The sequence below is a fragment of the Exiguobacterium marinum DSM 16307 genome, from assembly GCF_000620845.1.
Taxonomy (GTDB): domain Bacteria; phylum Bacillota; class Bacilli; order Exiguobacteriales; family Exiguobacteriaceae; genus Exiguobacterium; species Exiguobacterium marinum.
Genome location: NZ_KK211189.1, coordinates 346,045 through 372,843 on the forward strand (window position 1 = coordinate 346,045; position 26,799 = coordinate 372,843).

Here is a 26,799-nt window from a genome sequence, read left to right on the forward strand (position 1 = left end):
CGTTCGTTTCCCGCTTTCGAGAGTTTATAAAATGCGTTATAGTGAGAGGACGAAGCCAAATAAAGGACGTGTATACATGCGCATCAATAAATTCATCAGTGAATCAGGCAAGGCGTCCCGTCGCCAAGCCGACCGTCTCGTCGAAGAGGGACGCGTCACCATCAACGGGAAGAAAGCAAAAATCGGCGACCAGGTCAAACCAGGGGATGAAGTCCTCGTCAACGGTTCGGCCGCACGGGTCGCACGAAACAACGTCTACATCGCCGTCCATAAGCCGGTCGGGATCACGAGTACGACGGAGAAGAAAGTAAAAGGGAACTTGGTCGACATGGTCAACCACCCACTCCGCATCTTCAACATCGGTCGTCTCGATAAAGACTCGGAAGGTCTCATCCTCATGACGAACGATGGCGATATCGTCAACGAGATTCTCCGTGCAGAAGGCGAGCATGAGAAAGAATACATCGTCTCGGTCGATAAGCCGATCACACCGGAGTTCGTCGAGCAGATGGAAGCTGGCGTCAAAATCCTCGGACAGAAGACGCTACCGTGTAAAGTCCGTCCGCTTTCAAAGTTCGACTTCAACATCACGCTCACGCAAGGACTCAACCGCCAAATCCGTCGGATGTGTGAGGCGCTCGGCTACGAAGTGTTCCGCCTCCAACGTGTGCGTGTCATGAACATCACGCTCGGGAAGCTCCCACCTGGACAATGGCGCGACCTTTCAAAAAAAGAACGGGAACAATTGTTCCGCGAATTGAATTACGAACCGAAAGAATGGTACTAAAATAAGCCTAGACGCGCGTCTAGGCTTATTTTTTATTTCGCTGTCACGCCACCGTCTACCGGAAGTTCAATCCCGCTAATATGATTCGCCTCGTCTGACGCGAGGAAGAGAACGGCTGCCGCCACTTCATCCGCTTGTCCGAGATTCGGCAAAGCGATTTGATTCAAGAAATGCTGCTTATAGTCCGGATGTTCCATATGCGGCGCACTCATCGGAGTCACAATGTACCCTGGGTGTACCGAGTTGACGCGAATGTTTTGTTTCCCGTAATCGACGGCCGCTGCTTTCGTAAGAGAACGGACCGCACCTTTTGAGGCCGTGTATGCCCCTGCACCCGCCATACCGGTCAATGCAGAGATGGAAGAGATGTTGACGATTGATCCTCCCTCATTCTCGGTCATGAGCGGAATCGCATATTGTGTCCCTAACATGACGCCATCGATATTGATTCGATACGTCCGTGCCCAGTCCTCTTCTGTCTGTTCCAAGAACGGTTTCGCAAGTGCGATTCCGGCATTATTGACGAGGATATCTAATTTGCCACACGTCGCTTCCACTTCTGCGAATACGTCTTCCCAGCTCGAACGCGATGTCACGTCATGCTTCACCGCGATGGCTTCACCGCCTTGTGCACGAATCGATTCGACCACGCTGTTTACACCTTGTTCATTGATATCTGTCGCGACGACCGTCGCTCCTTCTTTGGCGAATAGACGTGCCGTCGACTCTCCCATACCGCTTCCTGCCCCTGTGATGACCGCTACTTTCCCCTGTAAACGCATTGTCCCAGCTCCATTCTTTAAATTATGATAGTCTAACTATCATAATCATAATTGGATGTGACATTAATCTCAACGAAACTGCTCGAAGACGATATACTAAGGAAAGACAATGAGGTGATGGAATTGAGTAAACGACAACAAAACAAAGAAGAACGAATTCAACTGATTATCCAAGAGGCAGAGCGCTTATTTTTAGAGAACGGCTTTGAGAAAGTTCAAATGCAGGATATCGCGGATGCGGCAGGAATTGGGGTGGCGACGCTATTTCGCTACTTCCCGAAGAAAGACCAATTGATCGTCGCAGCGGCAGTCAAGAATCTACAACCGACACTCGAGCGATTTGAACAATTTATGCATGAGGAAGGAAACGCCTATAAAAGGCTCGAAGCCATCTTGAACCACTTTTTTGAGATGCAGTTGGAACGGACGAACCACGCCCGTTTCCGAGAGGCGTTTGAAAGCTATGCATCGTTCGTCGCCACGCCCCTTCCTGGGATCGAGACTTATATTGACGTGCAGCGACAAATCATGCAGACGCTCGAACCCTTGATTGAAGACGGGAAACGAGACGGATCATTCCGCTCGGATATCGATGTGAAGGTGACCGTCGTCACAATCATCAATACGTTCGGGACGTTCGGAAACAACATCATGTTGAAGTCACATATCAGTTATTTAGAAGACGATATCGAGACGGCCGTACAATTGCGTGCGTTGAAAGAGATGTTACTCGCATCCATTCGGGCATGAGAAAAGCCTCCCTTCGCTTGAAGGGAGGCTAATTGTATACATAAAAAATGAGCACCTCTCACTAGAGGTGCTCTCGAAAGTCTACCGCGACGGACCACGCTCCACAACGTGCTCCTCAAGGGAATGTCCGCCGTCTTACATAGACCAGCTCATCGCATGTACTCAACTATATGCGAAACCTACGTCCTCGTCAATCTTTTCTTCAATCTCGGTTGACATCTTCCTAAAAATTAGGATAATTAAGAGTGTTAGCACTCTTAATTATAGAGTGCCAAAATACAGACATCAAAAGGAGAACGATCATGACAAAGAAACAGTTTCAAACCGAATCGAAACGAATTTTAGAGTTGATGGTCCACTCAATTTATACACATAAGGACATTTTCTTGCGCGAGCTCATCTCGAATGCGAGTGACGCCATCGACAAGATGTATTATCGTGCCCTCTCCGACGAAAGTATCGAGTTCAACAAAGACGATTACTTCGTCAAAATCGAACTCGACAAAGAGGCGCGGACGATCACGATTCGCGATACAGGGATTGGGATGACAGAAGAAGAGCTCGAATCGAATCTTGGAATTATCGCCAAGAGTGGCTCACTCGCCATGAAGCAAGCGACGAAGATGGAAGAAGACCATAGCCTCATCGGCCAGTTCGGAGTCGGATTCTATTCTGCGTTCATGGTCGCTGACCGCGTAACCGTGCGGACTCGCTCGATTGACAGTGATCAAGGCTACGTATGGGAGTCAGAAGGCACAGACGGCTATTCAATCGAGCCGACAGACAAGGCGGACATCGGTACGGAAATCACGCTCCACTTGAAAGCAGACACAGAAGATGACGCGTACTCTTCATTCCTTGAAGAGTATGAGATTCGTTCGCTCATCAAGAAACATTCGGACTTCATCCGTTACCCGATCAAACTCGATGTGACCAAACATCGTCAAAAAGAGGACTCAGAAGAGTATGAGGATTACAAGGAAGAAGAGACCGTCAACAGCATGGTGCCGATTTGGAGGAAGCGTAAGAGTGAGTTGACAGACGAGGATTATAAAGCGTTCTATCATGAGAAGCGCTACGGCTTTGATGAGCCGCTCAAGCACCTCCATTTGAACGTCGACGGCACGATCCGGTATCAGTCGATCCTCTATATCCCATCGACGGTCCCGTTCGACTATTACACGAAAGAATTCGAGAAAGGGCTCGAGCTCTACTCGAATGGCGTGTTGATCATGGAGAAGTCACCGGATCTCTTGCCGGACTATTTCGGCTTCGTCAAAGGGATGGTCGACTCAGAAGACCTCTCCCTCAACATTTCCCGTGAAATGTTGCAGCAGGACCGCCAGCTTCGTGTGATTGCGAAGAACGTGAAGTCAAAAATAAAAGGCATGCTTGAGAAGATGCTTCAAAACGAGCGTGAGGACTATGAGAAGTTCTATGAATCGTTCGGTCGCCAATTGAAGTTCGGCGTGTATGACCAGTTTGGCGCAGCGAAAGACGAATTGAAGGACTTGATTCTTTTCCATTCTTCTCATGAGAAGAAACCCGTCTCACTCAAAGAGTACGTCGAGCGAATGAAAGAAGATCAGAAGTATATTTACTATGCGACAGGCGAATCGATCCATCGCATCGATCTCTTGCCACAAGCGGAGCGCTTGAAAGAAGAAGGATATGAAATCCTCTACTTCACAGAAGAGATTGACGAGTTCGCGATCAAGATGCTTCAGTCATATGACGACAAAGAGTTCAAATCGATTGCGAGCGGTGACCTCGGTCTCGATGACGCGGAAGCGCAGTCGCTCAACGAAGACAACCAAGACTTGTTCACCTTCATGAAAGAAGAGCTCGGGGACCGCGTCAAAGAAGTGCGTGCCTCGACACGCCTCAAGTCACATCCGGTCTGTCTGACGGTCGCCGGCGACGTCTCAATCGAGATGGAGAAGATTTTGAACACGATGCCAAACGGTGGCGGTATGAAAGCGGAGAAAGTGCTCGAAGTGAACGCTGACCATGCCATCTTCCAGGCTCTCCAACGTGTGTATAAGGATGATGAAGCGAAAGCGAAACAGTATACAGACCTGTTGTATCAACAAGCCCTCCTCATTGAAGGATTACCGATTGAAGATCCGGTAGCGTATTCGAATGCGGTGTGTGCGTTGATGGCGGAGTAACGGTGAAGGCAGAGGGGGACCTCTGTCTTTTCATTTATCTGTCGTTCATCAGCCGCCGTAGCTCATCTGGTGATAGTATTTGTTCAGTTTTCCGGTGAATCATCCGATGACAATTAGAACAGACGGGAATTAAGTCAGTTTTAGGATTCACCATCACAGCCTCATCTAAAGTGCTTAATGGTTTTAAATGGTGCACTTCAATGAAATCTCTACCACGTTCGCCATACACTTCTTCAAAATTGAAATCACATACGATACAATTCACACCATGAATTTCAATAGCTCTTTTCCGATTCGAAGCTTCCCGCTCATATCGCTTTCCATAGTAATAATGTTCCTGCCCTTCTAAAACCATGCCTCCATCTTCTACTTCCTCGGCGTTTATATCTTCTTCTGTTACATATTCTAATTTTTTACTTACAGAACTAAGAATACGTACTATTTCCTCATATCCGATATGAGCAGTAAGCTCTTCAATCATTCCATCTACTAAATAATTTATAAAAATACCTTTGAATTCATTACTCAGGCCTAGATACCTTAAAATATTCATCGATTCAAAACCATTTGATTTTTTAGAAGTGGGCTTTAGAATTCTATTTTCGATTTCCCTATGACTAAGACCATCGATAAGATAAGCAATTAATACTCGATACTTTTTTAAATCGTCAACTGAATTAAACTCTCTTCCTCTTCCACTTGGTTGTAAAATCGGTAAATTCAAATGTCGAGCCTCCTATAAATTATTTGTTTCTTTCTAACGCAAGTATTTGCCTAAGGACAACAAAAATCCTCTCACTATCGCTACGAAAATTTATTGAATTCAGTAATTGAATTCTAAATCAATCGAAACGAAGAAAGAGGATTATTTTTATTTGAAATTATTGTACGTCCCCAACAGCTGCATCTGCTTCACTTCATGCAACAGACTTTTCTCGTCCTCTTGCTCATGAATCTCCGCAATTCGATGGCCCATCCGCTCAATCAATCCGACGACGAGAGCATTCCCCATCGTGAAGTATCGCTTGCGGTCTGTCATAGTCGCGGTCCATCCGTATGGGAAGCCATTCAATCCTTCACATTCTTCTGGACGCAAATAGCGCAATTTTTTCGTATGCGGATCTTCGATGACATGGCTTGAACGGTTGCACGTCCCTTCGCTTGTCAACATCGTTCTACCTGGGAGGTCTAGCGAATCCGGATAGGACATGCCTCCTTCAGCATATACATAGACGTGACCGCTCGCAGAAGTACGTTCGATTTTTTTCGGCCCTTTCATGTAAGCCAATTCCTCTTTTTCCGTACGTCCAGATTTTTTAACCTTCTCTGTATCCAGATAATAGTGTTCCGGGGCAGGACCAAACTGCTCATAAACCTCTTGAACGACTTCGCCGAGCGTCTTAGCTGTCTCGCGAACCGGGAGCGTCTCAAGCGTCGTCACTTGATCCCCCGTCATGACACCCGCATTTCGATAAGTCGCAGAGAATGTGTCCGAGATTTCGACGATGTCTTTCGGCAACTCGAACGTCGAACCTGGATGCTTCTCGCTCGGCATCTCCATGACCGGGAAAGTCGGTGCAAAGAATCCGTCTTTCAACAACCACTGCTCAGGATTTGCTTTCCCCGCTCGGGTTGAATGCTTTAAATCCGCTCGCGTCGCAAAGATAAAGATACGACGGCGGCGTTGGGCAAAACCGTAATCGGCAGCATTGATGACTCTCCACTCGACCGTATATCCTTGATCGGCAAACGCACGAAGCATGACACTGAAGTCACGCCCTCTTTGTTTCGCAGGTGACTTCATTAGGCGATCGACATTCTCGAGAAGAACGTAAGGCGGCTTTTCCTGTTCGATGATATTCATGATTTCCCAGAACAAGACACCCTTCTTCCCTTGAATCCCTTGCTCATTCTTTAAGCTACGCGACACACTGTAGTCTTGGCATGGGAATCCCCCCACGAGTAAATGGTGTGGTCCTGCTTCCATCCATGACAGCGCGATATCCTCATTTACGTGTTGGCCACGTCCTTTAAAACGTTCAGCATAGCAATCAAAGGCCGGTTGTACCTTCGTCGCCGGCTCCCACTGATTGCCCCAAACCACATCGAATTTGTCAGATGTAGGCTCGGCATTCACATCTTTGATTCCTTCAAGCGCGATGCGGAAACCTCCTACACCGGCAAATAATTCAACTACTTTAATCAATGGGAACACCCTTTCGTATTTTCTATCTTAAATTTACGCTATTTTAGGTCCTATCACAACCGAACTAGCTCGATGAAATTAGTTTAACAGAAAAGGTGAATGGGATCAACAACTACGTTATACTTAACTCATATATGTAAATTTATAGGAGGTATTCAATTGCGTTACGAAACGATTCAAGAACTAATGGATAAGGCGAGAGAGGCTGAGGGAAAGACATTCGGCGAGATTGATACGACCGGACGGATTAAGAATGTTCGTTCCAAGGGATCACTCGGTCACATTATTGAAGAGAGCCATTTCGGATACCCAATCAATTCAGATGCCCGACCAGACTTTGAGGAGCTCGGTATCGAGTTAAAGGTCACCCCTTTCAAGAAAAACAAGAATGGTACATATTCTTCGAAAGAACGACTCGTCTTGAATATGATTGATTACCACGGCGAGCATAGATACTCGTTCGAAACTTCAAGCTTTTTATCGAAAGCCACAAGTATGATTATCATGCTCTATCAGTATGAACCTGAGATTCCGATGGATGACTATCGCATCTATAAGGCATTCTTAAACGAGTTCTCGGAGGAAGATTTGGCCGTGATGCGACAAGACTGGGAAACAATCGTCACCAAAATCAAGAATGGAGAGGCTCATCTCATTTCGGAGGCAGATACGATGTATCTGTCCGCCTGTACAAAAGGGGCGAACGGCTCGATTGTGCGTACTCAACCCTTCTCGAATGAATCTGCCAAACCGCGTGCTTTCTCTTTGAAAGCATCCTACATGACCGGGTTAGTTCGTAAATATTTAACACCGGAATTAATGGAGTCCATCGCGAACCAAGGTGAGTTAAATGAAATGTCTATCGAGGAACTTCTCGAAACCCGACTCTCACCACATTATGGCAAGACCTTGATTGATTTATGCGAAGAAACGAAAGTTCCATATAACCCTAGAAACAAGGCGATGATTCCTCACGTCATGGCCAAACTGTTAGGAGTGCAAAAGACAGACCTTTCCGGCATCGAAGAATTTGCGAAGGCAAACATCAAGTTCAAAACGGTTGCACGAGAACCTGACGGAACGATTCGCGAACATATGTCGTTCGGCAAGGTCGATTTTGAAAACCTTTGCCAAAGCGACTGGGAAGATTCGGACCTATATGACACATTCGCAGAACAGAAATATCTTTTCTTAGAATTTCAATATGACGAAGAATACGTCCCGAAGAAAAAGCGAATCCCTCGCTTTGTAGGCATTCGACTCTGGAACATGCCACTCGAGACAATCGATGGCGAACTATATGAGATGTGGTCCGAGGCTCGAAAGATTGTCAGAGAAGGGGTTGAGCTGACACCTATGAAAAATAGAGTAAAGAATAACCTGCCCGGGCCGAGATTCAACCGAGTCGCACATGTACGTTCAAAAGGTACGGATGGAGATGACAAAGTCCGCCTCCCCGATGGACAATGGATCACAAAGCAGGCATTTTGGTTAGATCGAAACTACATTCAGCAGATTCTAGACGCTTAAGATGAGTACTCCTCCCTCTACAGTGGAATCTTCCTAGTAGAGGGAGGTGAGGGGTATGGCCAGAAACGTACCAAAAGCATCGAGTCCAGCCGTGTTCAAGACGATGAGCGGCAACCGCGGGAAAGATACGAAGATGGAAGTCAAAGTTAGAAAAGCGCTGTGGGCGGCCGGATATCGGTACCGCAAGAACAACCGCAAACTTTACGGGACGCCCGACATCTCGTTTCCTGGATTACGCGTCGTCGTATTTCTGGACTCTTGCTATTGGCACGGCTGTCCCCTCCACTTCAAATTGCCGAAGACGAATGCCGATTTTTGGCGTCAAAAGATTGGACGTAACATCGAACGAGATGCCGATGTCACACAACATTATGTAGAGGAAGGTTGGATCATCCTTCGATTTTGGGAACACCAGGTCAATGATGATTTTAATCATGTGATTTATACCATCACTCATTTTGTTGATATGGCCAAGCAAAACCGACACATACGAAGTGGCTGAATTTAAAAGTACATCAGTCTAAATCTTCATCGAACATCGGTTCATCATAGGTCTCGGTCGTTTCATCGACAAGCAGGTTCGCGTAAAATTCCTCTACGCGGCCTCTTTTTTCGCCTTTTTCATTTAAGTATTCAACGATTTTGAACGTATCAGGTGCTTCAAGTCCGATAATGACGATTGGTACGGTTAGTTGCGTGTTTAACGGTTTCAAATGGTGCACATATTTCTCATACGTCCCAATGGCGCTATCAAAATTACCAGCTCGCTGTAATCGTTGAGTCGCACAGATGATGACTCCAATTCGTGTTTGAATCGCCTTTTCGACATGGTTCAGTTCGCTTGCGATGACCGGTTTCAATAAGTTCCAAGCGATTGTACCTGCATGGTTAAATCCGACCTCGAGTGAGATGTTGTCCTTGGCAAAATCAAGACGCCACACATTCTCTGAATAATCACGATCCTGAAAAATCGGACTCTCACTCATCCATCCTCTTCTCAAAAATTCCAGCCTGAACAGTTCATTCAAAGCTTTTGATAGACTCTTGTTCTTTTCAGCATATTTTTCATTAAATACCTTTATGATGTCATTGTCGCTGATTGACTGAATGATGTCATGAATCTCTGACCAAATCTCCTTGAACTCTTCATCGTTCTTCAATATAGTCTCACCGAATCGATGAGAATGAACTCGATAATTCATAACAAATCCCCTGTCTGTAAATGATAATCACGAACAGAAAGACGAGAATAACGATATAATCTCTATCTTCCAAACGAATTTGTGACTCATTTAATATTTTGTAAAGATACTACTTATCCAAAGAAAATACATTATTATTGTAATCGTTTTCTTTACTGATATTAAGCTATTCTCTTATAATCATAAGTTATTTCAACACATTTCAAAGCATGCAAACGCCTTGACAATTCTAGCTCGTTATATGAAGTTAGTATTACATTATAATTATTCTAGTCGAGATAGAAACGCTAGAGTAAAAAAACAAGGAGGACATAACCCATGTCATTAATCGGCAAAGAAGTACTACCATTCAAAGCACAAGCATTCCAAACAGGTGAATTCCTCGAAGTTTCAGAGAACGACCTCAAAGGCAAATGGAGCGTTGTTTGCTTCTACCCAGCTGACTTCACATTCGTCTGCCCAACTGAACTCGAAGATCTTCAAAACGAGTACGCTGCACTTCAAAACCTCGGTGTAGAAGTGTACTCTGTCTCAACGGACACACACTTCACACATAAAGCTTGGCACGAAACATCTGAGAAAATCGGAAAGATCGAGTACATCATGATCGGTGACCCATCACACGTCATCTCACGCAACTTCGACGTCTTGAACGAAGAAGACGGCCTCGCAGACCGCGGTACGTTCATCATCGACCCAGACGGTGTCATCCAAACTGTCGAGATCAACGCTGGCGGCATCGGCCGTGACGCGAGCACGCTCGTCAACAAAGTCAAAGCAGCACAATACGTACGCAACAACCCAGGCGAAGTCTGCCCGGCGAAATGGGAAGAGGGTTCTGAAACACTCCGCCCAAGCCTTGACCTCGTCGGTAAATTGTAAGGAGCGATTGCATGTTAGAAGCAGCGATTAAACAACAGCTCGACCAATATCTCCAGCTCATGGAGGGCGATGTCGTCCTCCGTGTGAGCGCTGGGGAAGACAACGTCTCAAACGAGATGCTCGAGCTCGTCAACGAACTCGCCAGCATGTCATCACGCATCTCGGTCGAACGCGCGACACTCGAGCGTACACCGAGCTTCAGCGTGAATCGTCCGTCTGAAGAGACAGGAATCGTCTTTGCGGGGATTCCACTCGGACATGAGTTCACATCACTCGTCCTCGCCCTCCTCCAAGTGAGCGGGCGCGCACCGAAAGTCGATGCGGACACGATCAAACAGATCCAAAATATCGAAGGCTCGTATCACTTCGAGTCATACATCAGCCTCAGTTGCCACAACTGTCCTGACGTCGTGCAAGCGCTAAACGTCATGAGCGTCCTCAACCCGAACATCACTCACACGATGATCGATGGAGCCGCGTTCAAGGATGAAGTGGAAGCAAAAGAGATCATGGCTGTCCCGACGGTCTTCTTGGACGGCGAATCGTTCGGTAACGGTCGGATGTCACTCGAAGAGATCTTAGCGAAACTCGGTACAGGTCCTGACGCCTCTGCATTCTCGGATAAAGACCCGTACGACGTCCTCGTCGTCGGTGGCGGTCCAGCTGGTGCAAGTGCCGCCGTATATGCGGCTCGTAAAGGAATCCGTACCGGAATCATCGCGGAGCGCTTCGGCGGCCAAGTGATGGACACGATGGGGATCGAGAACTTCATCGGTACCGCTTATACCGAAGGTCCAAAACTCGTCGCAAGTCTAGAAGAGCACGTCAAAGAGTACGGCATTGACGTCATGAACCTCCAACGCGCGAAGCGCCTTGAGAAAAATGACCTCGTCGAAATCGAACTCGAGAACGGTGCCGTCCTGAAAAGTAAGAGTGTCATCCTCTCAACCGGTGCACGCTGGCGTAACGTCAACGTCCCAGGTGAGGCGGAGTTCAAAAACAAAGGGGTCGCTTACTGCCCACACTGTGACGGTCCTCTATTCGAAGGGAAACGAGTCGCGGTCATCGGTGGCGGTAACTCCGGCATCGAAGCGGCCATCGACCTCGCCGGGATCGTCAAGCACGTGACGGTCCTCGAGTTCGCTCCTGAACTCAAAGCGGACCAAGTGCTTCAAGACCGTCTCCACAGCCTCCCGAACGTGACTGTCATCACGAACGCTCAGACGACAGAAATTACGGGCACGGACAAAGTGAACGGCATCTCGTATGTGTCTCGTGAAACGAACGAGTCACATCACGTCGAACTTGAAGGCGTCTTCGTCCAAATCGGTCTCGTCCCGAACACGGACTGGCTCGACTCGGTCGAACGCAACAACTTCGGGGAAATCGTCGTCGACCGTCATGGCGCGACGAACATCCCAGGTGTGTTCGCGGCAGGAGACTGCACGAACAGCGCCTACAAACAAATCATCATCTCGATGGGTTCTGGTGCGACAGCCGCACTCGGCGCCTTCGACTATATGATTCGCAACTAACACAAAGACTCACTCTCATCTTAGAGGGCGAGTCTTTTTTTACAGTTCAAACGTTTTCCCCGAGTCCGGGATGAATAAAATCGATTCTCCGCTTCCTGCTTTAAACCGATATCCTACTCGAGGTTTAAATGGATTCCATTCTCCCCCGGTCGTCGGAACGTTTTCCATGTACGTCACGTCATTGTACGTTTTGCCCAACGTTTCTTCTGCTTCCGCTACCGAATAACTCGGTACGGATAACACGATTCCTATACTTACGCTGATCACTCCAAACGACACAGCCCATCGAATCGATGTCGGCTTTCGAAATTGGGTCATGACTAATAGCGTGATCATCCAGCCAATCGGTACCCCGAATGTTGCTGCTCCCCCATATACTCGAACGTTCACTTCCATCAACACGACAATTATTATACCGCCAATCATCCACCACCACTTCATCCACATCACCTCCCTTTCATTATCCCAAAATAAGGAAATAACTCAACATCTTTTATTCACATTGATGTATGATAACTTATAGTGTATGATATACAGTATAAAGATAAACGAATGAAGGAGGCGAAAAAATGTCCGATGTAAAAGCCTCATTAGTGACAGAGTTGCGACGCGGCACGTTGACGATTGCGGTGCTCAGCCAGTTGAAGACACCTCAATACGGCTATTCTCTCGTTCAAGCGCTACTTGATGCCGACATCAACATTGACCAGAGTACGCTCTACCCCCTCTTGCGTCGACTTGAAAAACAAGGACTCGTCACGAGCTCCTGGGACACGACGGAGAGTCGACCACGAAAGTACTATGTGCTCAGCCCGGACGGATTGGATATTTTGAATGAGTTGTACGTGGAATGGATGAACATGTCGAAAACATTGACCCGTTTGATTGAAGGAGGAAATGATCATGAATCTTCGTGATGTGTATATTGATGAAGTCACCTCTCGAATTCCTGAGTCGATGCGGCAAGATGTCGCACTCGAATTAGAGTCGACCATTGATGACATGATTGGAAATGACCCGTCTGAAGCGGCTTTATTTGAAGCGTTGCGCCAACTCGGTGACCCTCATATTCTCGCCGCTCGCTATGCGAACCGACCGCTCCACCTGATTGGCCCGGCCCTTTTCACACAATACGTGAACGTCATCAAAATCGTCTTACCGATTGCCGTCACGGTCATCACAATCCTCTCAGTCATCGGTTATCTGAACAACTCGACCGACGACACGTCTTGGCTTCCATTCTTGATTCAAGGATTCCTTCAAGTCGGGGCGGCCATCTTCAACGTCGTCGTCCAGACGCTATTTTGGATTACGCTTACGTTCTTCATCATCGAACGCACTGTGCCTGAAGGTGAAGTCCCCTTCTCTAGTTGGAAACCTGAACAACTCAAGAAAGTGAAACCACGTTCGACCTCGATTTCTTTTGGTTCAATCTTGTTTGACTTTATCGCCACCGTTTTGATGGTCGTATTGTATGTCAACGCCGAGCAGATGATTCGAGTCGTCATGAATGGTAAATCCTATCCGTTGTTGAATCCGTCTGTCTTGGATCGATTCCTCCCGTTTGTCATCGCCTTGGCCGTCTTTGGGATCGCCATCGCTATTTATAAATGGATCGTTCGACACTGGACGAAGCCGATCGCCTTGTGGAACGCCCTCTTCAATGTCGTCTGGATTGTCGTCACGGCGCTCATTTTACTGCAACCTGATTTGATTTCATCCGATGCCATTTCGTTGATTGCCGATCAAATCAATATCGACATCGAAACGATTAGTCGCTGGGGCGTCTGGAGTGTATTGCTCACCATCATCATCGTGTGTATCATTGATTTAGGTGAAGGTTTCTACAAAGCATTTCGGCGTTGATCTCACATTCAAACGTTTCATTTCCGAGGAAAGTGGAATACGGGACTAGAGAACGGATTTTGAATGGGGAGGCATTTGATGGGTATTCCAACAATCAAGTTACATGACGGCCATGAGATTCCAGCCATTGGACTCGGGACGGTTTATTTGAAAGGTGAGGCAGGCGTCGACGCCATTACGTGTGCCATCCGAAACGGATATCGACTCATCGATTCGGCAATTCGTTATGACAATGAAGGCACGGTCGGTGAAGCGGTTCGTCAATCCGGCATTCCGCGCGAACAGCTTTTCTTAACATCAAAATTGCGCGCGCAATATTATGACTACGACCAAGCACTCGAGATGATTCGGGAGTCCCTGTATCGGGCGAACCTCGACTATTGGGATTTGTTCCTCTTGCATTGGCCAAATCCGAAGCAGGATAAATACGTCGAGGCATGGCGTGCCTTGATTCAAGCAAAGAAAAACGGATGGATTCGCTCCATTGGGGTCTCGAACTTTATGCCGGAACATCTCGATCGTTTGATTGAAGAGACGGGAGAAACACCGGTCATCAATCAAATCGAGCTACACCCGTACTTCTCTCAAGTCGAACAGCGTCAAGCCGACAAGAAGCGAGGCATCATCACAGAAGCGTGGAGCCCACTCAGTCGCGCCCGTACGGTCATCCATGATGAAAAGATCACCGAGCTCGCCAAACAAAAAGGAAAGAGTGTGTCTCAAGTCATCTTGCGTTGGCATGTGCAACTTGGGGTCATCCCGCTCGCCCGCTCGTCTAGCGAGTTGCACCAAAAAGAGAATCTCGATATCTTCAACTTCGAATTGACAGATGAAGAGATGGAGACGCTTAATGCGTTGACGAAACCAGATGGTCGCATCGATGACCAGGATCCGCGTGAATACGAAGAGTACTAAAGAAGATTGAGCCAACGGAGGCTCAATCTTTTTTTCGTTATCCGGTTCAGAGTGGATGTCGTTTGAAATGTTCAGCAATGTGTCGTTTCATGGCGTCTCGATTTTCGGCGAAGATGCGGTGACGATGACCGTTCCCGCCGGATGGGTGCGGAAACCCGCTCACGACCCGCTCCTGGTTCAAGAGACCGCGCTCCACTAACAGCTCCACGGCTCGTCTCACGTTCACGCCCATCGGTAGAATGAGGGCATTTTTCAGCTGTGCCATCTCTTCAGCGAATACACCTTCCACGTAAGGTCGAAACAGTTCAGTCCGAATCATATCCGGGCTCGACCCGTTATAGTTCTTACCTTTATAGAAAACGGGATAAGGGAGAACCGCCGTGTTTTGTACGAGATGGTTCGCCGACCCAAATAAATCAAGGGATGATTCGATTCCCAAATGATGATGTAAATCCAAATCGTCCAGCATCGTCACCAAGTTCTTACGAATCGGACCAGAGAAACTTCCTCGTTGTTTGACGGCTCGCAGTGCTTCTTCATCAGAAGCACCTTTCAAATCGCGAATCGCCTCGAACGACTGACGCATCTGATACAAGCCTGGCGTGATTCCGGCGATAACGACTTTAGCATCCGGATTGATATATTCAAACGGTGCGTAATAGATATCGAGTTGTTTCTTTTCATCACGGTCTAACAAAAAATCTTCACTTTTTAACTTCTCTTCCTCTAAATCAGATAGCTGCAAGATTTTTGATTTATATGTGTGAAATAATTTTGTTCTTGTCACCTGAACCATACCCCTTCCATTTGCTACTTCTATCTCTATTCCCCAAAATCTTCATGTGAAAAAAGTTCATGTTTCGGACAAATGCTATATAAAAATAAAGCGCTTCCATTCCATTTTTTGTGATATCCTGACGTTGTGATTGAAGAAAGATTTCCTTAGGTTTTATAACATTTCACAAGGAGTGTGTTGAGACATGAAAGCAGTCGTTGTCAATTCAGCAAGCAAAGCCAATATCGAAATCGTTGAAAAGGAAATACGTCCATTACAAGCAGGAGAAGCACTCGTCGATGTCGAGTACTGTGGGGTATGTCACACGGACCTTCACGTCGCCGGTGGTGATTTTGGAGATGTTCAAGGTCGCGTGCTCGGTCATGAAGGAATTGGAGTCGTGTCTCAAATTGCGGATGATGTCACGAGTTTAAAAGTCGGAGACCGCGTCAGTATCGCTTGGATGTATCATGCGTGTGGTCGCTGTGAATATTGTACGACGGGACGGGAAACGTTCTGCCGAAACGTTCAAAACGCCGGATATAGCGTAGATGGCGGAATGGCCGAACAAAGTATCGTCGTCGCCGATTATGCCGTCAAAGTACCTAAAGGATTAGACCCTGCACAGGCATCAAGTATTACTTGTGCCGGTGTCACGACGTATAAGGCCATCAAAGTGGCAGACGTCAAACCTGGTGAGACGGTCATCATCTATGGTTGTGGGGGACTGGGCAACCTGGCAATTCAATATGCGAAGCATGTATTCAATGCGCATGTGATTGCCGTCGACTTGAACGATGATAAGCTTGAACTTGCCAAAGAGAGTGGCGCTGATTTGACAATCAATCCATCGACCGAAGGAGATGCGGCAGACATCGTCCAAGAGAAGTTCGGTGGTGCACACGCTGCAGTCGTCACGGCTGTCTCTAAAGTCGCATTTAACTCAGCTGTCAATGCGGTTCGCGCTTGTGGGAAAGTCGTAGCAGTCGGTCTTCCTTCTGAAACGATGGATTTGAATATTCCTCGTCTCGTTCTCGATGGAATCGAAGTCGTCGGATCTCTCGTCGGAACACGTAAAGACTTAGAGGAAGCTTTCCAATTCGGAGCAGAAGGACTCGTTGTGCCTGTTGTTCACAAACGTTGTCTTCACGAAGTGCAAGATATCTTTGAAGAGATGGAACAAGGGAAAATTCAAGGACGCATGGTCATCGACTTCAAAAATAAAGACTGTTAATTAAAACGAGGCCATGTGCCTCGTTTTGTTCTAGTTTGACGTTGACGGGGTATAGTTGCTTTTGTATAGTTAGGAACGTCCAAAAAGCCGAAAATGAAAGAGGAGTGACTTGATTTGACTCCATCAACGTCAACCCGTCTGCTTGATTTGCTGACAGAACGAAACAATCAAGTTCGACGGATGAGTGAACAATCTTGGAATGAACAGAGTGACATCCTCATCTCAAACTCTGAATGGTATATTCTCGCAACACTTTACCAATCGAACACGACTATTGCCGAAGTCACAAGAAATGTCCATATCTCTCGACAAGCCATCCATAAACTAATTAAGAACCTTGAAGGAAAAGCACTCGTTCTCGTAACGGACCATCCACAGAGTCGAAAAGACAAATGCATCGAACTGACTGCGCTCGGCCATACTTGTTATGAACAAAACGAGGCGCTCAAAGCGCAACTCGAGCAACGTATCCGAGAAGGAATTGGACAAGATGCTTTCGAGCAACTGAAAATCATTCTGCGCATGGACTGGAAGCTGTAATCGTGTCGGATAGAATCGGCACGGTTTTTATATGCATACATGAACCCAAACGTCAACCGAGTTGACATTTCACCTTCTGAACGACTATGCTTATGGATAAGGAAGAGGTGATCGACTTGTTTAAAGCTGGAGACTTAATCATCTACTCGACCCATGGCGTATGTCGCATCGACGACATTTCGGACAAAACGGTCGCAGGAGAAACGAAATCATACTACACGCTTCACCCGATCAACAATGCACAGAAGTTACAGATCAGCATCCCGGTCGATAACGATAATGTGATGATGTTGACATTGCTCGAAGCAGACGAGGCATTAGAGATTTTAGAGTCGTTCCGCTCGCCTGGCGTTGAATGGAACCCGCATTCCAACAATCGCAATCGCGAATTTTTGAATGTCGTCCATTCAGGGAACCGTCACGATATCGCTCAAGTCGTCAATACATTGAGTCGTCGACATATTGAGGCGCTCCATGCGAATAAAAAGCTATACGAACAAGATCGTAAGATTCTAGAGAACGCCAAAACCATTTTGGTAAAAGAAATCTCGCTTGCTCTCAATCGTTCAGAAAGCGACATTGATCGTAGCATATCTGAGTATTTACATGAAAGTATGACGACACTCACACCTTGACCCCTTCCTGTGGAAGCGGTCTTTTTTTGTGATGTCATCAATACGGACGAGCCATCATCGGCACAGGTTCAATATCGTCGCAACAAGGGTACGCAACCTGTCGAAAAAAGTCTCTCTCCATCACAGAAATAAACGACAACAGTTAAGGGATCGTCAAACGCATCGATGACATACTAGATAGGTCCGAAAGTCCAAAAAATGGTGAAAGAGTAATCACTTGTTCTATACAAAGAGGGCGAGCATACGATTGTATACTCGCTCCAAGTAAATTAATTGTGTACCACATCTTTTTCTTTTAGACCGAGCGCGAGCGCTGTCGATTCGTGAATCGTTCTAAACAGGTCCGGATGTTCCGACAACTTCAAGCCATACGATGGAACCATCTCTTTGATTTTTGCTTCCCATTCCGGCAACTGTTGCGGGAAGCATTGCTCGAGCACTTTCAACATGACGTGCACAGCGGTCGATGCACCTGGAGAAGCACCAAGCAGTGCCGCGACGGAACCATCTTCGGCACTCACGACTTCTGTTCCGAACTGGAGTGTCCCTTTTCCTTGCGGTGTATCTTTGATGACCTGAACCCGTTGTCCGGCCACAACGATTTCCCAATCTTCGTTCTTGGCGTTCGGGATGAATTCACGCAGTTCATCCATACGCTTGTCGTGTGACAAGAGTACCTGCTCGACCAAGTATTTCGTGAGCGGCATCTCTTTCGCCCCTGCCGCAAGCATCGTGATGACGTTGTTTGGTTTGACCGAACGAATCAAATCCAAATTCGAACCTGTTTTCAAGAACTTCGGCGTGAAGCCAGCGAACGGTCCAAACAACAACTCTTTTCGTCCATCGATAAAGCGTGTGTCGAGGTGCGGTACCGACATCGGTGGTGCCCCGACTTTCGCCTTTCCGTAAACTTTAGCGTGATGTTGCTCGATAACCTCGCGATTTTTACAGACGAGGAAGAGCCCACTGACCGGAAATCCTCCGATTTGTTTCGACTCGGGAATCCCTGTCTTTTGTAAGAGTGGCAAACTACCACCCCCGCCTCCGATAAAGAGAAACGGTGCCGTATGCGTCTCAATCGTGTCTCGAGACACGTCTTTCACTTTCACTTCCCAATGACCGTTGTCGAGACGCTTCACGTCCTCGACGCTATGACCATAGTTGACCTCGACCCCGTTTGATGTGAGATGCTCAAACAACATACGTGTCAATGCACCAAAGTTCACGTCCGTCCCTGAATCGATTTTCGTTGCGGCAATCGGTTCATCCGATGTCCGACCTCCCATGATGAGCGGGAACCATTCCTGTAATTGATTCGGGTCGTCCGATAAGACCATCCCTTCAAACAACGGATTCGTTGTTAGCGCTTCCAAACGACGCTTCAAGAAGTCGACGTTCTTCTCCCCTTGGACCATGCTCATATGTGGGATCGAACGAATAAAGGCCTCTGGGTTTTCAATTAATCCTTGCTTGACGAGATGCGCCCAAAACTGGCGCGAGATTTGGAACTGCTCGTTGACGTTGACTGCTTTGGAGATGTCGATCGTCCCATCTGCGTTCTCAGTTGTATAGTTTAATTCGCATAGTGCGGCATGTCCCGTACCTGCGTTATTCCATTCGTTTGAACTTTCTTCCCCTGCTGCATCGAGCTTTTCGAACACTTTGATGTTCCACCCCGGTACAAGCTCTTTAAAGAGTGAACCGAGCGTTGCGCTCATAATGCCTGCCCCAATTAAAATGACGTCTGTTCTCGTTTGCGTACTGCTCATGAAAACCCCATCCTTATCCCCTGAATTTTTTGTCATACAATCGAAGAATCCCCATTCCTCAATCGTATATTTTATAATCGTTATACCGATTATAACTCTTTTGTGATGAATGATAAGGGGTTTAGGGCGAAAAAATTCTTTAAGTGAAGATTGAATTCATAAAGAAAAGACGAATGTTATGATAGAGGTAATCAAATCTCAAAAATGAGGGAGTACCAATGAAAAAAACAGTAAAAGTCGTAGCAGCAGTTATTGAAAACGAAAAACATGAAATTCTTTGTGCACTTCGTTCAACAACTATGCTCATTCCAAACATGTGGGAATTTCCCGGAGGAAAAGTTGAGGATGGAGAGAACTTACAAGAAGCACTCGAACGTGAAATTTTTGAAGAGTTGCAATGTGAAATTACTGCTCATGAAATTATTAATGAACATGTACATGAATATGAAACTTTCATTATTCATTTAGTTTCATTACGTGCAGAATTAAAATCGGGAACTCCTATAGCTACGGAGCATGATGCATTAATCTGGTTAAAGCGTGAAAATCTACGTTCCTTGGTCTGGGCACCAGCAGATTTACCTGCAGTAAATGATGTGATCAATCAAATAACTGAAGCCGAGAACGTATAAATTACGCCTCGGCTTTTTTTTAATGCGTTATCTCGTGCAAGTAATCGTATATCTGTTGATCGACACTCTCTCTCAACATTAAATTCATCGTGACTACAGGAAGTTCTTGACCATTTTTATTTAGCATCGTGGTATTTTTTATAGATTGTTGATCTGGTTTCACTTCACCTAAATAATAAAAATCTCCGCCTTCATCATCATCTTTTTTTACAAATAGGTGAATATCAATGTTGTCTTTCTCTGAATCAATAATTTTGCGCACTTCTTCAGATTTTGTGGTTCTTCGACTCCGAGTATACCAATGAAATACCTCTGGACTAATAAAGGAATCACCGTAATTAACACTTGCTTCAACGTCTTCACTTTTATGATACGTTACAAATATAGGACATGTATGATGCTTAACTTTATAGCCATACATCGTAGATTGCTCTTCTTTTTTCCAATTTAATAATCGACATACATCTTTTCTCGTGTATTTTTCCAACCTCGTTAAAGGTTGTGTTTGATTATATCGTTTACTTCTTAGGATTGATGCTTCTAGTGAGTCGTTAAATAACTTAGCAAACCATTCGTTTTGTAACATAGATTGTATGTGTGAAGGTAACCGATACATGTCACGATCTAATTCAACATACGGCTTATTACCATATTTCTTTCGATCTGCATCATTAAAAAAGTCTAATAATAATACATTCTCTACTGATTTAAGCGTTGCTTCATCTACTCGAACATGATGATCATGTAGGTAGTTAATAAAATTGAGTTTACTTATAGAGCGATCAGAGGCCAAAAGTTTTAACAAATAAATCTCATGTATTCTTTTACCTGATAAAAGTTCTTGCGTTACCATAAGTAAAATTTGCTCTTCCTCTTTCGAAAGAGAAGGCAATTCACTTTCAACCACTCTTAAAAAAGCACCATAATGTCCATTTTTAGTTGCTATAACAATTGGATCCATTGAGTGGTTCTCTATAAAGTCAGTCAACATAGGTTGTCTACCTAATCGATTTTTTAAGTTCTGATATGCTTCTTTTAAAGTTTTTAAATCTGTTAACCTTGCTTGGTTAATTGATTCATAAATGCGTTCTTTAGCAACCGCTTCAAAATTAATAGTTGATGTACCAGAGATATAGCTCCGATCGATTACTTTACGACGAATAGAATCTTTATTTTGAGAACGATCATCCGAGAGAGCAATTGGAATTAAATAATTGTTTTTATAGTTTGCTATAAAATCAATAACGGTTACGTAACGTTTAGATTTATGCTTTCGTAAGCCCCTTCCTAATTGTTGAATAAAAATAATACTCGATTCAGTTTGTCGAAGCATTACAACTTGATTAATGCTTGGTATATCGATCCCTTCGTTAAATATATCCACAGTGAGAATATAGTCTAGTAATCCTTGTTCTAAATTATTTACTTCTTGCTTTCGCTTCGCTTGAGTATCATCCCCGGTTAAAGCACATGTTCTAAAACCTCGAGCATTTAATTGCTCAGATAAATACATTGCTTCTTTTTTAGAGCTGCAGAACATTAGGCCTCGCAACTTTTCCCCCGAATAACCGTAGTATTTAATCTTTTCAATAATCCTATCAATTCTTTCAGTTGATACAAGTTTTTGAAACACTTCAATTTCTTTTTGTTCCCCATCAATTTCAAGATCAGTTACCCCAAAATAATGGAATGGACATAGCATATTTTCTTCAAGTGCTTCTTGTAAACGAATTTCATATGCAATATTGTAATCAAAAAGTCTGAACAAATCATATCCATCTGAACGTTCAGGAGTAGCAGTCATTCCAAGTAAGAACTTCGGCGCGAAATATTCTAATAGTTTTTGATATGTATTTGCTCCGGCCCGATGACTTTCATCAATCAAGATGTAATCAAAAGTCTCTCGTGCAAATTGATATAAAGTTTCATCTTTTGAGATGGTTTGAATAGTTGCAAATATATATTTAGAATCAATTGCTCGACTAGTTCCCGACAAAATCCCGAAATCTTCAATGTTTCCACCAATCACTTTATGAAAATCACTTATAGCTTTTTTCAAAATTTGTTCACGATGGACTACAAATAACATTCGCTTCGGTTCATACCTACGAACATCAAATGCAGCTAAGTATGTTTTCCCAGTCCCCGTAGCTGATACAACTAGTGCGCGTTGATGACATTGCTGTCGGACTGTTTCAATACCGTCTAAAGCAGAACGCTGCATAGCATTCGGTTTAATTTCAAGGTCCCGCTTAATTTGATTAAAATCGTGAATACTTGGAAACTCAGCAACTCGATCTCTAACCATTGGACGATATACATTTTCATAAGCCTTAATCCATTCTAAGGTTAACGGAATCGATTCATTCCACATCGTTTCAAATCGATTGAAAAAGTGTTGAACAATTTCACCGTTTTCATGAGAAGTAAGTTTAATATTCCATTCGTAGTTTGTTTTTAATGCTCCTGCAGTTAAGTTTGAACTACCAACAATCAATGAATAGTACTCTTCATGTTGAAAAATATACCCTTTTGAATGAAACGCATTCACATCTGCAATTCTTACGTCAACGTTCGAAATTTTTAAAAGTTCTTTAAACATTTTTGGCTGATTAAACAGTTGATATGTAGAAGTAATGATCTCGCCTCGGATACCTTTTTGACTCAAGTCGTATAATGTTGATTTGAGTGTTGCCAAACCTGATTCTGTAATGAACGCAACAGCGAATTGAAACTTCTTACAAACTTTCAATTCATCGAGTAACACGGTCAATACATCCTGTCTTTTAACTCGTTCGTTTACTAAAAGTTCTGGTTTAAATGGACTAGAATGATGGTGATCTTTATCTATAAACCCAGTATAAAGAGAGCTTTCTAATTGTCTTTTAAAATGACTCATTGGTTCCTCCTACTTATCACTAAGTAAATTGAAATATATTCTATGATGTGAAATAGTTTTACATATATTTCATTATTGGCTTTTCACTAAAAATGATCAAGGAGAATCCATCATGTCCACGCTCTATTTGATACGCCACTGCTCGGCCTCCGGTCAAGAACCTGATGCACCGCTCACGGAAGCAGGTCACGCACAAGCTCTCCTGCTTCACGACTTTTTTCGTGATATCTCGATTGATCGGATCATCTCAAGCGATTACATCCGTGCGGTCGCTTCGGTCACGTCACTCGCCGATGCCCACCAACTTCAAATCGAGCGTGAACCGTTACTGAGAGAACGCATCCTGTCTCACGAACCGCTTGAAGACTGGCTGACCCCATTACGTCAATCGTTCATCGACCCGACTTTCAAACTACTTGATGCTGAATCTAGCCAAGAAGCGATGAATCGCATCCTACAAGTCGTGGAGCGTGCTCAATCTCAACATGCCGCGACACTATTGGTGACGCACGGCAATCTGCTCGCACTCCTCTTACAACATCTCGATCCACGATATGACTTTGAAACGTGGCGTACGATGCGTAATCCAGACGTCTATCGCCTCGATTTCGATGGTCATAATTCAGTTATTGAGCACATTTGGCCATACAAATAAGCCGCCTCGACATGAGACGGCTTTTATTACTTCTCTACGAAAAACATTGAAATCGCACCTAAACCAACGTGTGTCCCGACCGAGACACCCATCTGCATGAGGTAAATCTCGCCTGTAAAATCTGTTTCTGCTTCAATCTTCGCTTTTAAATTTTCGGCAACTCGCTGATCGGATGTATACCCGATGATCACAAAATTCGTGATATCCGGATTCACGCGTTTCACGAACTCGTCCGTATAATGCTTCAGCACTTTACGGGTACCTCGTTCCTTGGCAACAATCGCACCTTTGCCGTCCTTCATGCTCATAATCGGCTTGACCATAAGTAGCTTTCCGATGATGGCACTCGTGTTCGAGATTCGTCCGCTCTTGATCAAATGGTCCAAGTCGTCCACGGATAAGAAATGCTTCACTTTCGTCTTGTACGTCTCATTGAAGTCAACGAGCTGTTCGAACGTCGCACCGGCTTCACGCATCTGCGCACTCTTTAGCAACAGCCAGCCGCTCCCGTGACTCATCGAACGGGAGTCGACAACGTGAATTTTAACAGTCGAGTCAGGATGCGCCTCTTCGAAGTACTCTTTTCCGATGATCGCCGACTGATACGAGCCGCTCGTGCCACTCGACATACAAATGCATAAAATCTCCTCATGACCGGCAGCGACCGCATCTTCCATCAATCGTAAGAACGTCGCCGGGCTCGGCATTGCCGTCGTCGGAAATTCCGGGAGCGCTTCCAACATTCCATAAAAATCATCCGGCTGGATATCCACCCGGTCCTGGTAAGACATATTGTTCATGGTAATGATCAACGGCGCGACCCCGATGTTGTACCGTTCAAGCACTTCATCCGATAAGTCACACGTTGAATCTGCTAATAATTTAATCATGCATTCCTCCAAAACTTTCTCCATAAGTGACGGGAATCATCCTATAACTTCGTCGATTCCGACGTCACGATAGGACCTCTTCTAGTGTAGCAGATTTGGAGGGGGAAATGTTTTTTTACTGGGTTTGATGTGCGACTTGTTTCTCGTGGTGTAAGAGCCATTCTTTTCGCCATAATCCGCCGGCATAGCCAGTCAATTTCCCGTTTAATCCGATGACACGGTGACATGGCACAACGATGCTCAGCTTGTTGCGTCCGTTCGTTGCTCCGACCGCGCGGACAGCCGCGGGTCGTTTCACTCGTTCGGCGAGTTCTCGGTAAGAAGCCGTCTCCGCATAAGGAATTTTCTGTAACGTACTCCACACATCCCGCTGAAACGGCGTGCCCACTTGTTCAATCGGAAAGGTGAACGTCATCCTCTCCCCTCGAAAATAATCATCGAGTTCATCCTTACACTGTCGCAACACATCAGGTACATTCGGTTCAGGTAAGTGCGCCGCTTCGCGTTCGACGAATAAGATTGATTGAATGACTTTCTCTGTCCCAACGACTTCGATCAAGCCAATTGGTGTCTCCACGTCTAGTCTATACGTTCCCATATAATGACCTCCACAGATAAAATGTCGCGTATCCTTCCCAACCCTTCCAGGACTCACCGTAACGTCTCACTTCTTCAATCGTCGGCTTTTCAGTCGTCCCTAAACGATGCTGAATCGCTTGATGCAATCCGACATCTGCCACCGGGAAGGCTGAGGCGTCTTGAAAACACTTCATCAACACATAGTCCGCCGTCCAGGCCCCGACACCTCGAATGGACAGCAATCGTTGACGGATATCAGTTGAAGACTGCGACTGTAGAGCCGATTTTGATAACGTCCCACCTGTTATTTCCCGTGCAATATCAATGATATACTCCGCTTTCCTTCGACTGAACTGAAGCTCACGTAACGCTTCCGGTTCGAGCGAGGCGATTCGTTCTGCCCGTGGGAACGTCCAATACGTTCTTCCCTCGACGACTCGCTGTTCTCCATATCGTTCGACGAACCGACGTTTGATTGTATAGGCGAAGGATAACGTGATTTGTTGCCCGATGATGGCCCACGTGAGTGCCTCGAACAAATCTGGAAAGCCGATCATCCGTAACCCGCGATGCGCTTCAATCAAAGGAGCCAGTAATTCATCCTCTGCCCCCATCGCCTCAAACGGTGTTAGGTCACGATCGAGGTCTAACCAGTCACGCACCTCACATTCAATGCTTTCCATCTCCATCTCTGAAACGTCATCGACTGGGAACACCACACGAATGTGACCCTGCTCTCCTTGAAGTTCGACGAGGATAAGGCGTTCCCCGATTCGCATCAACTTTTGAATCGCCTCGTCCGTCGTGACATGGAGCACCTCTTGATTTGACCGACTTAAAAAGACGAGATACTCTTGAAAATCAAACGGCTGCTGTACAGCGATTAGCATCTCTGTCATACGTCCTCTCCTTTTCGATACGTATTTGGTGTACAACCTTTCACTTGACGGAACACGCGGTAAAAGTTCGACGGTGTTTGAAACCCGACCTCATAGCAGACTGTCAGATTGCTCATCGCGGTCGTTCGTAATAAATAAGCTGCCTTGTCGATACGAAGTCGCTCCAATAGTTGCCTTGGCGTCTCTCCTGTCGTTTGGGTGAACGTTCGCTCCAAATGGAACGGACTCAGCTGGACATGCTCGGCAATTTGTTCGAGGCGAATCGGCTGTTTATAATGTTCCATCAGATACACTGTCACCTGTTGTACGAGCGCTCGGTGTGGGGCATGCTCGACTTCCGGCTGGCATCGCTTGCACGGTCGGAATCCGTTCGCTTCCACCTCTTGTCTCGTCATATAAAAATCGACATTCTCTTTTTTCGGTTTGCGGGAACGGCATGATGGTCGGCAATAGATTCCTGTCGTCTTGACGGCCGTATAGAATAACCCGTCATACGTCGCATCACAAGCGAGCACTTTCGCCCATTTTTCTTCAAATGTCAGCATCTCCACACCCCTTTCTCCTTACACTGTAGCAAATCTAAAATCAACATTTCGTCCTCTTTCTTGCGCTTACAATCCCCTGTTTTTGAAACGTTTTACAGATTTCAATCGTATCCTATAGTAC

Annotated in this window: 27 protein-coding genes; 15 read left to right on the top strand and 12 right to left on the bottom strand. The window is 45.6% G+C overall.

Features of this window, described 5'->3' with window-relative positions; all coding sequences use genetic code 11:
* Nucleotides 1-76 precede the first annotated feature (76 nt).
* Entirely contained in the window at nucleotides 77-787 is a 711-nt protein-coding gene (gene rluF / locus P400_RS0102130; RefSeq protein WP_026824672.1) for a 23S rRNA pseudouridine(2604) synthase RluF, read from the top strand.
* Between the two features lie 32 nt (nucleotides 788-819).
* Here rluF and P400_RS0102135 read toward each other — a convergent pair whose 3' ends face one another.
* On the bottom strand, nucleotides 820-1,569 hold the full coding sequence (locus P400_RS0102135) for an SDR family NAD(P)-dependent oxidoreductase (RefSeq protein ID WP_026824673.1): 750 nt from the start codon (nucleotides 1,567-1,569) through the stop codon (nucleotides 820-822).
* Nucleotides 1,570-1,686: 117 nt separating this feature from the next.
* Here P400_RS0102135 and P400_RS0102140 point away from each other — a divergent pair, with 117 nt between their 5' ends.
* Both P400_RS0102140 and htpG read left to right on the top strand, forming a co-directional pair.
* Nucleotides 1,687-2,319, top strand: coding sequence for a TetR/AcrR family transcriptional regulator (locus P400_RS0102140; protein WP_235181817.1), 633 nt, complete (start codon nucleotides 1,687-1,689; stop codon nucleotides 2,317-2,319).
* A gap of 302 nt (nucleotides 2,320-2,621) precedes the next feature.
* Nucleotides 2,622-4,490: a molecular chaperone HtpG gene (gene htpG / locus P400_RS0102145; RefSeq protein ID WP_026824675.1), complete on the top strand. Its 1,869-nt coding sequence runs from the start codon at nucleotides 2,622-2,624 to the stop codon at nucleotides 4,488-4,490.
* Nucleotides 4,491-4,524: 34 nt separating this feature from the next.
* Here htpG and P400_RS15305 read toward each other — a convergent pair whose 3' ends face one another.
* Nucleotides 4,525-5,214, bottom strand: a complete 690-nt coding sequence (locus P400_RS15305) for an HNH endonuclease (protein ID WP_051545926.1) — start codon at nucleotides 5,212-5,214, stop codon at nucleotides 4,525-4,527.
* A 147-nt stretch (nucleotides 5,215-5,361) separates the two neighbouring features.
* Nucleotides 5,362-6,696: a DNA (cytosine-5-)-methyltransferase gene (gene dcm, locus P400_RS0102155; RefSeq protein ID WP_026824676.1), complete on the bottom strand. Its 1,335-nt coding sequence runs from the start codon at nucleotides 6,694-6,696 to the stop codon at nucleotides 5,362-5,364.
* Nucleotides 6,697-6,855: 159 nt separating this feature from the next.
* On the opposite strand from dcm, the gene P400_RS0102160 reads away from it, so the two are divergent.
* Nucleotides 6,856-8,226: a Sau3AI family type II restriction endonuclease gene (locus P400_RS0102160; RefSeq protein WP_026824677.1), complete on the top strand. Its 1,371-nt coding sequence runs from the start codon at nucleotides 6,856-6,858 to the stop codon at nucleotides 8,224-8,226.
* A gap of 55 nt (nucleotides 8,227-8,281) precedes the next feature.
* On the top strand, nucleotides 8,282-8,728 hold the full coding sequence (locus P400_RS0102165) for a very short patch repair endonuclease (RefSeq protein WP_026824678.1): 447 nt from the start codon (nucleotides 8,282-8,284) through the stop codon (nucleotides 8,726-8,728).
* Nucleotides 8,729-8,741: 13 nt separating this feature from the next.
* On the opposite strand, the gene P400_RS14790 is transcribed toward P400_RS0102165, so the two are convergent.
* Nucleotides 8,742-9,428 carry a BglII/BstYI family type II restriction endonuclease gene (locus P400_RS14790; RefSeq protein WP_051545927.1) on the bottom strand — a complete coding sequence of 229 codons (687 nt, stop codon included), beginning with the start codon at nucleotides 9,426-9,428 and terminating at the stop codon, nucleotides 8,742-8,744.
* Between the two features lie 318 nt (nucleotides 9,429-9,746).
* On the opposite strand from P400_RS14790, the gene ahpC reads away from it, so the two are divergent.
* Together ahpC and ahpF are read left to right on the top strand one after the other, a co-directional pair.
* Nucleotides 9,747-10,310: an alkyl hydroperoxide reductase subunit C gene (gene ahpC / locus P400_RS0102175; RefSeq protein ID WP_026824679.1), complete on the top strand. Its 564-nt coding sequence runs from the start codon at nucleotides 9,747-9,749 to the stop codon at nucleotides 10,308-10,310.
* Nucleotides 10,311-10,321: 11 nt separating this feature from the next.
* Nucleotides 10,322-11,845, top strand: a complete 1,524-nt coding sequence (gene ahpF, locus P400_RS0102180) for an alkyl hydroperoxide reductase subunit F (protein WP_026824680.1) — start codon at nucleotides 10,322-10,324, stop codon at nucleotides 11,843-11,845.
* Between the two features lie 39 nt (nucleotides 11,846-11,884).
* Here ahpF and P400_RS0102185 read toward each other — a convergent pair whose 3' ends face one another.
* Nucleotides 11,885-12,286, bottom strand: a complete 402-nt coding sequence (locus P400_RS0102185; protein ID WP_026824681.1) for a hypothetical protein — start codon at nucleotides 12,284-12,286, stop codon at nucleotides 11,885-11,887.
* Nucleotides 12,287-12,414: 128 nt separating this feature from the next.
* Between P400_RS0102185 and P400_RS0102190 the strand changes: the two genes are divergently transcribed.
* From P400_RS0102190 to P400_RS0102200, 3 genes are all read left to right on the top strand, one after another.
* Entirely contained in the window at nucleotides 12,415-12,762 is a 348-nt protein-coding gene (locus tag P400_RS0102190; protein WP_026824682.1) for a PadR family transcriptional regulator, read from the top strand.
* Nucleotides 12,749-13,711, top strand: coding sequence for an HAAS signaling domain-containing protein (locus P400_RS0102195; RefSeq protein WP_026824683.1), 963 nt, complete (start codon nucleotides 12,749-12,751; stop codon nucleotides 13,709-13,711). Before P400_RS0102190 ends, P400_RS0102195 begins: the two co-directional genes overlap by 14 nt.
* 78 nt (nucleotides 13,712-13,789) lie before the next feature.
* Complete coding sequence (locus tag P400_RS0102200; protein WP_034770741.1) at nucleotides 13,790-14,626, top strand: aldo/keto reductase; 837 nt, start codon at nucleotides 13,790-13,792, stop codon at nucleotides 14,624-14,626.
* 46 nt (nucleotides 14,627-14,672) lie between these two features.
* Here P400_RS0102200 and P400_RS0102205 read toward each other — a convergent pair whose 3' ends face one another.
* Complete coding sequence (locus P400_RS0102205) at nucleotides 14,673-15,413, bottom strand: hypothetical protein (RefSeq protein WP_026824685.1); 741 nt, start codon at nucleotides 15,411-15,413, stop codon at nucleotides 14,673-14,675.
* A 193-nt stretch (nucleotides 15,414-15,606) separates the two neighbouring features.
* Between P400_RS0102205 and adhP the strand changes: the two genes are divergently transcribed.
* The 3 genes from adhP (at nucleotide 15,607) to P400_RS0102220 (ending at nucleotide 17,810) form a co-directional block, all read left to right on the top strand.
* On the top strand, nucleotides 15,607-16,635 hold the full coding sequence (gene adhP / locus P400_RS0102210; RefSeq protein WP_026824686.1) for an alcohol dehydrogenase AdhP: 1,029 nt from the start codon (nucleotides 15,607-15,609) through the stop codon (nucleotides 16,633-16,635).
* Between the two features lie 114 nt (nucleotides 16,636-16,749).
* Nucleotides 16,750-17,175 carry a MarR family winged helix-turn-helix transcriptional regulator gene (locus P400_RS0102215; RefSeq protein ID WP_026824687.1) on the top strand — a complete coding sequence of 142 codons (426 nt, stop codon included), beginning with the start codon at nucleotides 16,750-16,752 and terminating at the stop codon, nucleotides 17,173-17,175.
* Nucleotides 17,176-17,282: 107 nt separating this feature from the next.
* Nucleotides 17,283-17,810, top strand: a complete 528-nt coding sequence (locus P400_RS0102220; RefSeq protein ID WP_026824688.1) for a CarD family transcriptional regulator — start codon at nucleotides 17,283-17,285, stop codon at nucleotides 17,808-17,810.
* A 269-nt stretch (nucleotides 17,811-18,079) separates the two neighbouring features.
* Here P400_RS0102220 and P400_RS0102225 read toward each other — a convergent pair whose 3' ends face one another.
* Complete coding sequence (locus P400_RS0102225; RefSeq protein ID WP_026824689.1) at nucleotides 18,080-19,579, bottom strand: malate:quinone oxidoreductase; 1,500 nt, start codon at nucleotides 19,577-19,579, stop codon at nucleotides 18,080-18,082.
* A 218-nt stretch (nucleotides 19,580-19,797) separates the two neighbouring features.
* On the opposite strand from P400_RS0102225, the gene P400_RS0102230 reads away from it, so the two are divergent.
* Nucleotides 19,798-20,211 carry a (deoxy)nucleoside triphosphate pyrophosphohydrolase gene (locus P400_RS0102230; protein WP_026824690.1) on the top strand — a complete coding sequence of 138 codons (414 nt, stop codon included), beginning with the start codon at nucleotides 19,798-19,800 and terminating at the stop codon, nucleotides 20,209-20,211.
* A 19-nt stretch (nucleotides 20,212-20,230) separates the two neighbouring features.
* Here the strand turns inward: P400_RS0102230 and P400_RS0102235 are convergent, their stop codons facing one another.
* Nucleotides 20,231-23,110: a DUF3427 domain-containing protein gene (locus P400_RS0102235; RefSeq protein ID WP_026824691.1), complete on the bottom strand. Its 2,880-nt coding sequence runs from the start codon at nucleotides 23,108-23,110 to the stop codon at nucleotides 20,231-20,233.
* A 112-nt stretch (nucleotides 23,111-23,222) separates the two neighbouring features.
* Here P400_RS0102235 and P400_RS0102240 point away from each other — a divergent pair, with 112 nt between their 5' ends.
* A complete protein-coding gene (locus tag P400_RS0102240) occupies nucleotides 23,223-23,765 on the top strand; it encodes a histidine phosphatase family protein (protein WP_034770750.1) in 543 nt (180 codons plus the stop codon).
* A 26-nt stretch (nucleotides 23,766-23,791) separates the two neighbouring features.
* Here the strand turns inward: P400_RS0102240 and P400_RS0102245 are convergent, their stop codons facing one another.
* The 4 genes from P400_RS0102245 to P400_RS0102260 form a co-directional block, all read right to left on the bottom strand.
* Nucleotides 23,792-24,655 carry a DegV family protein gene (locus P400_RS0102245; RefSeq protein ID WP_026824693.1) on the bottom strand — a complete coding sequence of 288 codons (864 nt, stop codon included), beginning with the start codon at nucleotides 24,653-24,655 and terminating at the stop codon, nucleotides 23,792-23,794.
* 115 nt (nucleotides 24,656-24,770) lie between these two features.
* Nucleotides 24,771-25,253, bottom strand: a complete 483-nt coding sequence (locus P400_RS0102250; RefSeq protein ID WP_026824694.1) for a methylated-DNA--[protein]-cysteine S-methyltransferase — start codon at nucleotides 25,251-25,253, stop codon at nucleotides 24,771-24,773.
* Nucleotides 25,240-26,133, bottom strand: a complete 894-nt coding sequence (locus tag P400_RS0102255; protein WP_026824695.1) for a DNA-3-methyladenine glycosylase family protein — start codon at nucleotides 26,131-26,133, stop codon at nucleotides 25,240-25,242. The genes P400_RS0102250 and P400_RS0102255 overlap by 14 nt, the downstream gene beginning before the upstream one ends.
* Entirely contained in the window at nucleotides 26,130-26,678 is a 549-nt protein-coding gene (locus tag P400_RS0102260) for a bifunctional transcriptional activator/DNA repair enzyme AdaA (RefSeq protein WP_026824696.1), read from the bottom strand. The genes P400_RS0102255 and P400_RS0102260 overlap by 4 nt, the downstream gene beginning before the upstream one ends.
* Nucleotides 26,679-26,799: the final 121 nt, after the last annotated feature.

Bases quoted from the DNA above. Each gene is read 5' to 3' on its own strand.
- rluF (WP_026824672.1), top strand. From the start codon at position 77: ATGCGCATCAATAAATTCATCAGTGAATCAGGCAAGGCGTCCCGTCGC.
- P400_RS0102135 (WP_026824673.1), bottom strand. From the start codon at position 1,569: ATGCGTTTACAGGGGAAAGTAGCGGTCATCACAGGGGCAGGAAGCGGT.
- P400_RS0102140 (WP_235181817.1), top strand. From the start codon at position 1,687: ATGGAATTGAGTAAACGACAACAAAACAAAGAAGAACGAATTCAACTG.
- htpG (WP_026824675.1), top strand. From the start codon at position 2,622: ATGACAAAGAAACAGTTTCAAACCGAATCGAAACGAATTTTAGAGTTG.
- P400_RS0102165 (WP_026824678.1), top strand. From the start codon at position 8,282: ATGGCCAGAAACGTACCAAAAGCATCGAGTCCAGCCGTGTTCAAGACG.
- P400_RS14790 (WP_051545927.1), bottom strand. From the start codon at position 9,428: ATGAATTATCGAGTTCATTCTCATCGATTCGGTGAGACTATATTGAAG.
- ahpC (WP_026824679.1), top strand. From the start codon at position 9,747: ATGTCATTAATCGGCAAAGAAGTACTACCATTCAAAGCACAAGCATTC.
- ahpF (WP_026824680.1), top strand. From the start codon at position 10,322: ATGTTAGAAGCAGCGATTAAACAACAGCTCGACCAATATCTCCAGCTC.
- P400_RS0102185 (WP_026824681.1), bottom strand. From the start codon at position 12,286: ATGAAGTGGTGGTGGATGATTGGCGGTATAATAATTGTCGTGTTGATG.
- P400_RS0102190 (WP_026824682.1), top strand. From the start codon at position 12,415: ATGTCCGATGTAAAAGCCTCATTAGTGACAGAGTTGCGACGCGGCACG.
- P400_RS0102195 (WP_026824683.1), top strand. From the start codon at position 12,749: ATGAATCTTCGTGATGTGTATATTGATGAAGTCACCTCTCGAATTCCT.
- P400_RS0102200 (WP_034770741.1), top strand. From the start codon at position 13,790: ATGGGTATTCCAACAATCAAGTTACATGACGGCCATGAGATTCCAGCC.
- adhP (WP_026824686.1), top strand. From the start codon at position 15,607: ATGAAAGCAGTCGTTGTCAATTCAGCAAGCAAAGCCAATATCGAAATC.
- P400_RS0102225 (WP_026824689.1), bottom strand. From the start codon at position 19,579: ATGAGCAGTACGCAAACGAGAACAGACGTCATTTTAATTGGGGCAGGC.
- P400_RS0102230 (WP_026824690.1), top strand. From the start codon at position 19,798: ATGAAAAAAACAGTAAAAGTCGTAGCAGCAGTTATTGAAAACGAAAAA.
- P400_RS0102235 (WP_026824691.1), bottom strand. From the start codon at position 23,110: ATGAGTCATTTTAAAAGACAATTAGAAAGCTCTCTTTATACTGGGTTT.
- P400_RS0102240 (WP_034770750.1), top strand. From the start codon at position 23,223: ATGTCCACGCTCTATTTGATACGCCACTGCTCGGCCTCCGGTCAAGAA.
- P400_RS0102245 (WP_026824693.1), bottom strand. From the start codon at position 24,655: ATGATTAAATTATTAGCAGATTCAACGTGTGACTTATCGGATGAAGTG.
- P400_RS0102250 (WP_026824694.1), bottom strand. From the start codon at position 25,253: ATGGGAACGTATAGACTAGACGTGGAGACACCAATTGGCTTGATCGAA.
- P400_RS0102255 (WP_026824695.1), bottom strand. From the start codon at position 26,133: ATGACAGAGATGCTAATCGCTGTACAGCAGCCGTTTGATTTTCAAGAG.
- P400_RS0102260 (WP_026824696.1), bottom strand. From the start codon at position 26,678: ATGCTGACATTTGAAGAAAAATGGGCGAAAGTGCTCGCTTGTGATGCG.